9 protein-coding genes are annotated in these 10,634 nt (G+C 62.5%); 6 read left to right on the top strand and 3 right to left on the bottom strand.

The features are described from left to right. The 3 genes from GX444_18730 to GX444_18720 all read right to left on the bottom strand — a co-directional run. The coding region (locus GX444_18730; protein ID NLH50616.1) for a hypothetical protein at nucleotides 1-890 on the bottom strand (890 nt) is incomplete at its 3' end. Nucleotides 891-1,459: 569 nt separating this feature from the next. Then, a complete protein-coding gene (locus GX444_18725) occupies nucleotides 1,460-2,632 on the bottom strand; it encodes a hypothetical protein (GenBank protein NLH50615.1) in 1,173 nt (390 codons plus the stop codon). A 76-nt stretch (nucleotides 2,633-2,708) separates the two neighbouring features. Then, entirely contained in the window at nucleotides 2,709-3,974 is a 1,266-nt protein-coding gene (locus tag GX444_18720) for a hypothetical protein (GenBank protein NLH50614.1), read from the bottom strand. A gap of 333 nt (nucleotides 3,975-4,307) precedes the next feature. Between GX444_18720 and GX444_18715 the strand changes: the two genes are divergently transcribed. The 6 genes from GX444_18715 (at nucleotide 4,308) to GX444_18690 (ending at nucleotide 10,486) form a co-directional block, all read left to right on the top strand. After that, entirely contained in the window at nucleotides 4,308-4,967 is a 660-nt protein-coding gene (locus GX444_18715) for a hypothetical protein (protein NLH50613.1), read from the top strand. Between the two features lie 117 nt (nucleotides 4,968-5,084). Beyond that, on the top strand, nucleotides 5,085-5,765 hold the full coding sequence (gene ftsE, locus GX444_18710) for a cell division ATP-binding protein FtsE (protein ID NLH50612.1): 681 nt from the start codon (nucleotides 5,085-5,087) through the stop codon (nucleotides 5,763-5,765). After that, the gene (locus tag GX444_18705; protein NLH50611.1) at nucleotides 5,762-6,667 is read left to right on the top strand and encodes an ABC transporter permease; all 906 of its coding nucleotides are present in this window, start codon (nucleotides 5,762-5,764) and stop codon (nucleotides 6,665-6,667) included. The genes ftsE and GX444_18705 overlap by 4 nt, the downstream gene beginning before the upstream one ends. A 3-nt stretch (nucleotides 6,668-6,670) precedes the next feature. After that, on the top strand, nucleotides 6,671-7,804 hold the full coding sequence (locus GX444_18700; protein ID NLH50610.1) for a peptidoglycan DD-metalloendopeptidase family protein: 1,134 nt from the start codon (nucleotides 6,671-6,673) through the stop codon (nucleotides 7,802-7,804). 18 nt (nucleotides 7,805-7,822) lie between these two features. After that, the gene (locus tag GX444_18695) at nucleotides 7,823-9,154 is read left to right on the top strand and encodes a S41 family peptidase (protein NLH50609.1); all 1,332 of its coding nucleotides are present in this window, start codon (nucleotides 7,823-7,825) and stop codon (nucleotides 9,152-9,154) included. A gap of 9 nt (nucleotides 9,155-9,163) precedes the next feature. Further along, on the top strand, nucleotides 9,164-10,486 hold the full coding sequence (locus GX444_18690; GenBank protein ID NLH50608.1) for a divergent polysaccharide deacetylase family protein: 1,323 nt from the start codon (nucleotides 9,164-9,166) through the stop codon (nucleotides 10,484-10,486). Nucleotides 10,487-10,634: the final 148 nt, after the last annotated feature.

Here is a 10,634-nt window from a genome sequence, read left to right as displayed (position 1 = left end):
CGCAGAATTTGCCGGTCGGCCGGGAACGAAATCCAGTTGCCCTGCACGTCCTTGGTCACGAAAATGAACTGGCTGTCGCCCCGCAAACTGGAATCGGGGCTCACCAATACGCTGTAATAGGACTTCAACAAAACCGAGTTCTCGTTTTCAATCCGCACCCAGGCCACGCCCTCGGTCAACGGGTCTTGCGGCTCGGCATCCACCAGCACCAGCGAGCCCAAGTCGATCGCCAGCGCCTTGTAATTGGCGCGCAGGATGCCGGCGCCGGTCTTGATCGTCGTCAGGTTGTAGGTCGGGTGATCCGCCCAGCCCCGAAACAGAATCCGGCCGCTGAAGCGGGCGACCACCCCGACGCTGGCCGCGTCGAGAATCGTGTTGCTCCCGATCAAATCCAGCATCCCGCCGTTGAACGCGGCCGCGCCCAACCCGCAGGAATCCACGAGCGAGTTCTCCAGCAACAATTTCCCGCCGCCGGTGACGGTGAATCCGCCCGACATGTCGCTGGCGGAACAATATTTAACGTGAACCAGGCTGTTGGCGGTGACCGTCACGCCGCAGGCATACGCGCCGGAACCGCCGTCCTGAAACTGGATGCCGCGCAATTCCAGGTACGGCGTGTTGAAGGCGTAAATGCCCGCGGTGAGGATGACCGAGCGCGTCGCCGTCGGATCGAGGTCGCCCGCGCCCGTGGACGGGTTCTTGGCCGCATTGTAATAACTATCGTTCCAATCATTGGGCTCGATGGCGATGATAACGCCCGGCTTGGCGATCATCAGGTTGCTCAGGTTCAGGGCGTTGTCCGTTTCGGTGTAGGTGTAGGGGCTGCTCGAATTGGTGATCAACTTGATGACGTGGGAGACGGTCAACGGGTAGGTCAGCGCGTCGATCATCGCCGAAATGTGTTGTTTTGGGCCGGTCCCCGCGGGGTCGTTGGTCGCGTGTTCCCCGGTCCAGGAATCGTCGCCGGCTACGCTGTCAATGTACCGAGTGATTTCCGACGTGGCAAAAAACCTCCTTGATTTGAAAAGACACCCATCAAAAACGTCTTTCGAACGCCAATCATCAAGCAGGCAATTTTCGCGGTTAGAGAGGTCATCGCTTCACCCATGAATGAGGTCTTCCAAGTTGCGAACAGACAAATAGCATAATTTATTGGATGAGGCAAGGATAAAATTACACGACTGTAAATTGCGCGACCAATGCATACCGGAAGATTTTCGACGGGCAACGAGAGATCCTTCGCTGACGCTCAGGATGACAAGCTCCGTGCTTGGGATGAAAAATAAAAATCCATCATCCCGACCGAGTCGGGCCTTGGCGGCGAGCGGAGGGAGCCCTTTTCTTTTCAAAGGAGAGCGATTTCTCGGCTCACCCGCGAAGCGCGGGCTCGCTCGAGATGTCATTCGCGTTTTCGGTGACGGCATTCATATGAGGCGCGCGGCATGAAACATTGCCCGAATTAAAACCGCATCGCGGCGACGAGGTTCGCGGTGATCGTCGGCGGGGTCGCGCCGCCGCCGGGCGCGGGCTCCTGGTAGAACGTGGCTTCGACGTAGGGCGCCAGGTCGAGCGGCCAATGCAGTTCCAACACCACGCCCGACATGACGGTCGCCCGCAAATCCTCGTCGGCGCGCAAGGTGTGGTTTTTGTACTGGCTGCTCACGATGGCCTTTTTACCCGGATCGTTGCGCAGATCGTAATCGCGGACATCGCCGCGCGCGAAGATCGAATAGGCCGGATGCAGGGTCCAGAGAAAAAAGAGGCTGGACAGCCCGGAAGGCGTTCGGCTTTCGTCGGCGCGGAAGGTCCGTAGCAGCAGGTCGTTTTCAAGCCCGACAGCGAAGATGCCGGCGTCGTACAGCAGCATCGTGCCGAAAAACTGCTCGTCGCGCCGTTCCGGGCCGGGCGGATCGGCATCCACCTTGTAGCCGTAACCGAGCGACAGTTGCAGCGGCCGCAGGTAATCGCCCAGCGGTAGCGGCCGGAAGGTCAGCCGGCTTTGGAAGGCCTTGTACTTCTCTTTTTCCGCCCGCAGATCGGTTTCGCCGTTGGTGACGTTGAGGTGGTAAAAGAGCCCCGTCGCCGGCACCGGTACACTGCCGTACACGCTGGCCCCCAGATCGGCCTCGGAAATGAACCGGTAGCGCCGCGCCGCCACCGACGAAAGGTAATTCAACTCCCACCCCTCGCGGGAGATCGCTTCCCACGGCGACCGCACGACGCCCGCCTCGAGGTTGAACCAGTCCGCCGGCGCCGACCGCAACCCGGCGGTCTGCAGGGTCAGCACCAGTTGCCGGCTGGTCGGATCGTCGAGGTCCTCGACCTCGGGGCCGGTCGTGCGCAGGGTGCCCAGGCCCAGCCAGACGTTGGTGCGGTTTTCCAAATCCTGGTTGATGTTCAGATACGCGCCGGCGATGAACGCGTCGAAGGTGCCCGAGCTGTCGTGCCGGCGATCGCGGGCGTTGGTGACGGTCGGCAGAATATAACGAACGCCGACGGCCAATCCGGCCTTGATGGAAGTAGGCAGGGAATCGACCTCCTGCTCGTCGCCTTCCTGGGCGAACGCCGCGCCGGCGACCAGGGCGACGGCCGACAGCAGCGCGAGCAGGAACCGAGACAGGCGGAAAAACATGGGTCCGGTGCTCCGAAAAAAGGGAGGCGATCCGTTCGATGATACCAGGAGTCCGGCCGCCGGGGAGCCGCTTCGTTTACGGTTGTTGATTTTTCTGCGCGGCGAGCAAGGTCGGAAACAGCGGCCAGCGGGTCGGCTTTTCCTTCGGCGGATGCAATTCCAGGTCGAAGGGGAAAAGCCACTCGCTTTCGGTCTGGGCAAAGAACAGCGAGCCGGTAACGCTCTGGCCGGGCTTCAACAGCGTCGGTTGATAAGCGCCCTGAACCTTCTTTTTAAAGAGGTAGGGAGCCGCGTAGGCGCCGGCCGAAAGATCCAGCGAGAAATATTTTTCGTCCGGGCAGCGCGCCGGTTTTTCACCGAGATTGGTGGCGCGCAGGTCGACCACGTAGATCTTCCCTTCCACCGGAACGGCGGAATGCGACGTATATTCGGCCACTTTCATCACTTCCAGCGCGATTTTCCCCGGCAGGTCGACCCGGATCGGGAATTCCGCCGGCTTGGCGTTTTCCGCCGCCGGTTCGTCCGAAATGTTGCCGGCCAGTTGATCGTAAGCTACCCAGTAGAAAGCACCGTCCGGACCGACAACCTTATAAGCGGCGCCCCGCTGATAAAGAAGTTGCACCTTCTCGTCCTGCGTCAGGTCGCAGCTCCTCGTTTGCGGCGCGCAACGGCCGGCCCCGCTCAGCGCGACGATCGCGGTTTGATCCTTCATCGTCCCCAGAACTGGGTCCCAGACCACGGGGAATTGGTGAATTTCGCCGCGAAAACGATAAGATAGCGGATCCTGCGTGGTGAGCGTCAGCGACGCCATGATTTTTTCCGGCGGCAATTCCAAATAGATGGGATCGAGCGGCCGGGTAATGCTGAGGAAGGTGCGTTCGGTGTCGGGGCGCCACGGATCGGTGCTGTTCACCCGTGGCGAAAAGCCGAGCCCGCCGCTGTGGCGCTCGATCTGGGTTCGCTCGCCGAAGTTGGCGACGATGGTGGCGTAGACTTTGGCTCGGTGCAGCAAGCGCCCGGTATCATTACGGATTCTACCACTGACGAGCAGGTGGACGCCGGATTCGTCGGATAGGTCGCCGTTGATCGGGCCCATTCGCGGATCGAACAGCAGGGCGTGATCGATCGCCACCGAATACGCGGGGGTTTCGGTAACCGGCGGCGGCGGAGCGTTTCCGGGGCTGGCGGGAACGGCCAGCAATTGGGGCGTTTTCGCGGTGGCGGATTGTTGGGGCGGGGCTTGGACGGCGTTGGTTTTGTTTTTCGCCGGGCCGCACCGGCAGCAAGCCAGGGCGATCAGGATCGCCGCCGCCAGAATGAACGCCCGGTTACGGAATCGCACGGAACCCCCCTTGTTGGAAGGAATTAATAGCTCAAATCGACCCTGGCTGAAAAGTCCCCCCGGGCGGAGATCGGGTTATCCCGGGAAAAGGCCAAAAAACAGTCAAATAAAATTTTTACCCCCATACCTTCAAAAGTCTTGACTTTTTCAGCGCTCAGGTCTTTATTTTTGGCATCCTAAACGGGGTTGCTTTAGGGGGCTCAGCAAAAACCGGAAAAAAGACGTTCAGGCTTTGCGAAGCAATAAAGAACCCGAGGAATAAATCTATTAACGGAGGATTCGACGATGAAGTGGTTGAAAGTGTTGGTTCCCGTGTTGGTGCTGTCCTTACTGTTGATCGCCTGCGCGGGCGGGCCGAAGAGCGTGGAGATCAGCCCGGCCTCGGCGAAAATGGATTCGAAGGGTCAGACCGCGAATTTCACCCTCACCTTCAAAGACAAAGCGGGCAAAACCGTTGAGTCGAAGCAGACCGTGACCTGGACCAGCTCGGACGAGAAGGTCGCCGTCGTGGCCAATGGCGTCGTGACTGCCGTCGATACCGGCACCGCGAAAATCACCGCCACCGCCGGCGAGCTTTCCGCTGAAGCCAAAGTGACCGTGCAGATCCCGGGCAGCATCTCGATCAATCCCAAGACCCTGGCGCTGGCCGAAGGCGAGACCAAGGGCCTGAAAGCCGCCGTGCTCGACACCGCGGGCAAAGAAATCGCGGGCAAGGACATTGCCTGGGCCACCGCCAATCCGAAAGTCGCCACCGTGGCTAACGGCAAAGTCACCGGCGGCGCCGATGGCGAAACCACCATCACCGCCTCCTGGGGCGGCATGAACGCCTCCGCGATCGTGACCGTGGCCAAAGCCGCCGAGCCGAAGGGCCTCGTGAAGAAAGACAAGAAAGACGCCCCGAAGCCGAAGGGTATCGAGAAGAAAGACAAGAAAGACGGCAAGAAAGACGGCAAGAAAGACGGCAAGAAAGACGGCAAGAAGGGCAAGAAATAGTTCATTGCCTTACTTACCGATTTGTTGATACAAGGCCCCGGCTGTCCGGGGCCTTTTTTTTTGGCGAAGCGAAACGGGCGCGTTGCAGCCCGGATAAAATCCGCTAAGGTAGTGGGCATGATTCGTTTTCATCGGGTGACGCGCCGTTACGGGCCGCATGGCATGGCCCTGGACGACGTGTCGGTGCACATCGCCAAGGGAGAGATGGTTTTCCTTTCCGGGCCGTCCGGCGCCGGCAAGACCACCTTCCTGCGCCTGATTTACGCCGCCGAAGTGCCGTCGGAAGGTCAGGTGATGGTGGCAGGCCGCAATATCGCCAAGCTGCAAACCTCCTCCATCCCCTACCTGCGGCGCAACATCGGGGTCGTTTTTCAAGACTTCCGCCTGCTGGCCGACCGCACGGTTTTCGAAAATGTCGCGATGGCGTTGGAGGTGCTCAACGCGCCGCGCGCCATTCTGCGTCAGAAGGTCATGGCCATTCTCGGCCACGTCGGCATGCAGGCCCGCATGGACGAAAAACCCGCCGGCCTTTCCGGCGGCGAACAGCAACGCGTCGCCATCGCCCGCGCCCTGGTGAACGAACCGGCGATCCTCCTAGCCGACGAACCCACCGGCAACCTGGACGCGGCGATGAGCCAGCAGATCATCCAACTGTTGCGCGACATCAACGTGCGCGGCACCACCGTCGTCATCGCCTCGCACAACGAGGAACTGGTATCCAGCTACGCCCGTCGCACCCTGCGGCTCGACCGCGGCCGGCTGGTCAACGCGCTGACGGAAGGAGACCGCCGCCTGTGAAACAAGCGCTGTACTCCCTGCTCGGTCGCAGTTGGCGGAACGTCCAGGCCGACATCGGCAGCCACCTGGGCACGTTTCTCGCCGTCGGCCTGGCGATCTCCATTCCGCTGGTGTTCGGGCTGGTGGCGTTCAACCTCAGCCGGCTTGTCGAGTCGTTCATCGGCCAGGTCGAAATGGTGGCCTACGTCTCGGTCGATGCCTCACCGGACCAGGTGCGGGAGACGGCCGAAACGATCCGCCGGCTGCCGCCGGTCAAGACGGTGACGGTGGTCACGAAGGAAGAGGCGCTGCAGCGGTTCGCGCGCGAGATGCCCGACGTGGCCGACCTGGTGCGGGAGATGGGCGACAACCCGCTGCCGCCGAGCATGGAAATCGTGCTGCGGCGCGAGGCGCGCGGCCCCGCCGCGATGGCCGAACTGTCGGCGACGATCGCCCGCCTGCCGGGCATCGTCGAACTGGACGACGGCCGGCAATGGGTCGACCGCCTGGGTCGTTTCACCCGCTACCTGTGGCTGACCACGGTCGCGACCGGCCTGTTTTTGGCGCTGGCCGCCGGCCTGCTGGTCGCCAATACGATCCGGCTGGCGATCTACCGCCGCCGCGAGGAAATCACCATCTATCGGTTGGTCGGCGCGACCAATCATTTCATTCGCGGCCCGCTGCTGGTCGAAGGGCTGTTGCAGGGCCTGTTCGGCGCGGCGGTCGGGCTGGGCATCGCCTACGGGCTGTTCCGCTACGTGAAATACCGCCTGCCCGCGCCGACCGAGGTCAGCACCTGGCTGCTGGGCGCGGTGCGGCCGGTCTGGCTGGACCCGTTCGTTTCGGTGGGGGTGCTGGCGATCGGCGGAGCGCTGGGCTTCGCCGCGGCCTATCTCTCCACGCGCCGTTTCCTGAGGGTCTGACCGATGCGGCGGGCGCTCTGGCCGGCGTTGCTGTTCGTCGTTCTCTGGACGGCGGGCGCCGCCGCGCAGAATTCCGAAATCGACGCGCGGCTGAACGCGGAAAAGGCCAAGCTGCGCGCCGCGATGCAGGCCGAGCACGGGCTGCTGCGCCAACTGTACGCGGTCGATCACCTGCGCTACCAGCACGAACGCGACCTGGCCGCCCTCAACGGGCAGTTGTCGGCCTTGCAAAACGAACTGCAAAAAGACCAGGCCGAGTTTCAGCGGCTCGAGGCCGAATCGCCGATCCGCAGCGCCCGCCTCTCGCGGCGGCTGGGCGCGTTGTACCGCATGGGCCGGGGCGGCTTCTGGAAGGTTCTGCTCACCAGCGATTCGTTTTCCACGTTTCTGCGCCGCTACCGGCAACTCAAGCAGGTCGTCCGCGCCGACGCCGAGGCACTGACCTCGCACCGCGTCCAGTTGCTCGCCCTGCGGCAGCGGCGCGCCGAACTGGTCCGCCGCCAGGCGCACCTGACCGCCGGGCGCGAAAAGGAAAAGCAGGAAGCGCTCAACGTCGAGATCGAGAAGCAGAAAAAAACCTTCATGCTCGCGGAAATCCGCCGCGACAAGGTGCTGGCCGAGCGGCTGGCGCGCGACCTGGCCAATCAGGACGCCGCGGTGAACCAGACGGTCGCCGCGCTGCCGACCGCGCCGGCCGGCGCCCGCGTCGAACGCCCCTTGCGCCTTGACTTCGCGCAACGCAAAGGTAATCTACCCACTCCGGTGAGTGGTCCGATCGTCGGTCGTTTCGGCATGCGCCTGCACCAGGTCTTCGGGACGCAAACCCGTTCCAACGGCATCGATATCGCCGTTCCGGCCGGGACTTCGGTCCATGCCGTCGCCGACGGCACGGTCACCTATACCGGCGAATTTTTGGGTTACGGCCGGGTGATGATCGTGGACCACGGCCTGCGATTTCACAGCATGTATGCCCACTTGGGCAGTTTCGCGCGGGCCAAGGGCGACCCGGTCTATCAGGGCGACGTGATCGGTACCGTCGGGTCCAGTGGACTCTACGCCGAACCGGTTTTACATTTCGAAATCAGACACGAGGGAGCGGCTGTCGATCCGTTGGAGTGGTTGCGGCCGACTCCTTGAATTTCCTTGGGGGAAATCATGTCCCGTTCTCCGAAATGGCTGACGATTCTTCTCGTCGCGGCGTTGGTCGTAAGCACCTTCACCGCGGTCCAGGCGGTTAAACCCTTCGCCAGCGAAGCGGCGGAGTCGATCAAGATTTTCACCGATGCCCTGGCGATCATTCACACCAAATACGTCGAGGAAATCTCGTTGACCGATCTGGTCTACAACGCGCTCGACGGCATGCTGGTCAAGCTCGACCCGCACAGCGCCTTCATGCGGCCCGACGAGATGCGCGAGATGAGCATCGACACGCGCGGCAAGTTCGAGGGCCTCGGCATCGAAATCACCATCCGCGACAACTTCATCTCGGTCATCAGCCCGATCGACGGCTCGCCCGCCGCCGAAGCCGGCCTGCAGCCGGGCGACTTCATCGTGAAAATCGAAAGCGAATCCACCCGCGGCATGTCGCTGCTCGACGCCGTGAAGCGGCTGCGCGGCGCCGCCGGCACCAAGGTGAAGATCCAGGTGTGGCGCAAGGGTTGGACCGACCCGCACGAATACGAACTGACCCGGGCGAAGATCGTCGTCAAGACGATCCGCGAAAAGAATCTCGAACCCGGCTACGGCTACGTGAAAGTCAGCCAGTTCAACGAAAACACCGACGTCGGCCTGCGGCAGGCGATCGAATCCCTGCAAAAGCAAGGCGGCAACCTGAAGGGCCTGGTGCTCGACCTGCGCAACAACCCCGGCGGTTTGCTCGACCAGGCCGTCAAGGTTTCCGACCTCTTCGTCGACGAAGGCCTGATCGTTTACACCAAGGGCCGTGGCGACGGGCCGGAATTCAACGCCCTCGCCTCCAAGGTCGGCACCTTCGCCGAATTCCCGATCGTCGTGCTGATCAACGCCGGCAGCGCCAGCGCCTCCGAAATCGTCGCCGGCTGCCTGCAGGATCATCACCGCGCGATCATCGTCGGCGAACGCAGCTTCGGCAAAGGCAGCGTCCAGACGATCATCCCGCTCAGCGACGGCAGCGGCATGCGGCTGACCACCGCGAAGTACTTCACGCCCAACGGCCGCGACATCCAGGCCAAGGGCATCGAGCCCGACCTCTTTGTCCCCGGCGACCCGTACGCCGGCATGGATGAAAACCGCCGCAAGATGTTGCGCGAGGCCGACCTCGACCGCCACCTCAAGGGCGCCGACGACGAAAAATCCCCGGACGACGCGGTCGACGTGCCGCCGATCTCGCCCGAGGACGGCAAGCCCGCGGGCGCCGAGGGGCCGGAAGATCCGCAGCTCGACACGGCCTTGCGCGTCCTGAAAGCCTGGCCCGCCTTCCAAAAGGCGGCGACCGCCACCGCCAACTAAAGAGAACGGATGCTCGACCGGCAACGCTCAACCCTCCTGGATCGAATCGGTCGGCAATTGGCCGACTTCTCGGGAGGGTTGCGCTTCGCCATCGCGCTGGCCGGGTTCGCCTTTTTCATCGGCCTCTCGTCGCTCGGCTGGGTGACGCTGACCGACCAGCTCCTGCCGCGAACGACGGCGGCCGCCGCCGCGACCGCGGAATCGCCGCCGCCGGCGGCCGCGAAAAACGACCAGCGCAAGCTGCCGTTCACGCAGCGCCTGGAAACGATCACCGACATCGCCAAGAGCTGCTTTCTCGACGTCGGCCTGTCGCGCGAGCACTTCATCACGCAACTGACCGATCCGCGCCAGTACGGCACCCGCCAGTTCGACTACTACTATTGGGAAGTCTGGGTGCCGCCCGACTTCGACGTCGAGCAGATCCTCGACAAGCTGCGCGAGCACAAGGGGGTGCGGGCCGAGAACGTTTCGTTCGAGTACGAGCGCATCGACGAAAAAACCTACGCCATCAAGGCCTACGTCGACGGCATCAACACCCACCAGTTTCTGTTCACCAAGGCGGCCCAGGAAGTGCCGGAGGGCGCGCGGGTGCTCTTGGCCAACGTGCCGGAGAACGTCACCAAGATCGACATCGGCGCGATTCCGACGATCAGCTACCAGGGCGCGCCCCGGCTGGCGATCATCGTCGACGACATCGGCACCGGCGTGCGCGAGGCCGTCGACCGCCTGTTCCTAAACCTGCCGGCCAAGATCACCCTGAGCATCCTGCCCTACGGCGCGACCGCGCGGCAGATGGCCGAACTGGCGCACCAAAACGGCAACGAGGTCATGCTGCACCTGCCGATGGAACCGCTGGACATGAAGAACAACGATCCCGGCCACGGCAAGCTGCTGCTGGCGATGAACGACGCGGACATCCGCCAGACCATCGACCAGGACCTCAAGCAGGTGCCGTTCATCGCCGGCGTCAACAACCACATGGGCAGCGCCTTCACCCGCAACGGCGCGAAGATGTCGGTGGTGTTGCAGTCGATCAAGGAACGCAACCTGTTCTTCATCGATTCGGTGACCATCGGCGATTCGGTGGCCTTCACCCTGGCCAAGCAGAACGGCATCCACAGCGCGGCCCGCAACCTGTTCCTCGACCACAGCCCCGACCTCGATTCGATCCGCCGCCAGGTCGAGCTGGCCGGCCGCATCGCCAAGGCCCAGGGCAAGGCCATCGCCATCGGCCACCCGTTCCAGAACACCTACCAGGCCCTCCAGGAAGGTCTGCCGAAACTCCGCGCCCTGGGCATCGAAATCGTGCCCGTCGGCCAATTGGTGCAATAAGCGGAAACCACTCTTGTCCAAAACAATTTATTTTGGACAGCATTCGCGATTTGACTGTCGAACAAGAATAGGGCTGTTGCATTCCTAAAAGCCTTCCAAATGCCAATTTTCGGTCTTTTTTCTGTGCGTTAGGCCATAATTCTAACTG

The sequence above is a fragment of the Myxococcales bacterium genome (genome assembly GCA_012517325.1).
GTDB lineage: Bacteria > Lernaellota > Lernaellaia > Lernaellales > Lernaellaceae > JAAYVF01.
Note: the sequence above shows the minus strand (reverse complement) of the source record. Positions and strands in the feature narration are given on the sequence as shown.

Bases quoted from the DNA above. Each gene is read 5' to 3' on its own strand.
- GX444_18725 (NLH50615.1), bottom strand. From the start codon at position 2,632: ATGTTTTTCCGCCTGTCTCGGTTCCTGCTCGCGCTGCTGTCGGCCGTC.
- ftsE (NLH50612.1), top strand. From the start codon at position 5,085: ATGATTCGTTTTCATCGGGTGACGCGCCGTTACGGGCCGCATGGCATG.
- GX444_18700 (NLH50610.1), top strand. From the start codon at position 6,671: ATGCGGCGGGCGCTCTGGCCGGCGTTGCTGTTCGTCGTTCTCTGGACG.
- GX444_18695 (NLH50609.1), top strand. From the start codon at position 7,823: ATGTCCCGTTCTCCGAAATGGCTGACGATTCTTCTCGTCGCGGCGTTG.
- GX444_18690 (NLH50608.1), top strand. From the start codon at position 9,164: ATGCTCGACCGGCAACGCTCAACCCTCCTGGATCGAATCGGTCGGCAA.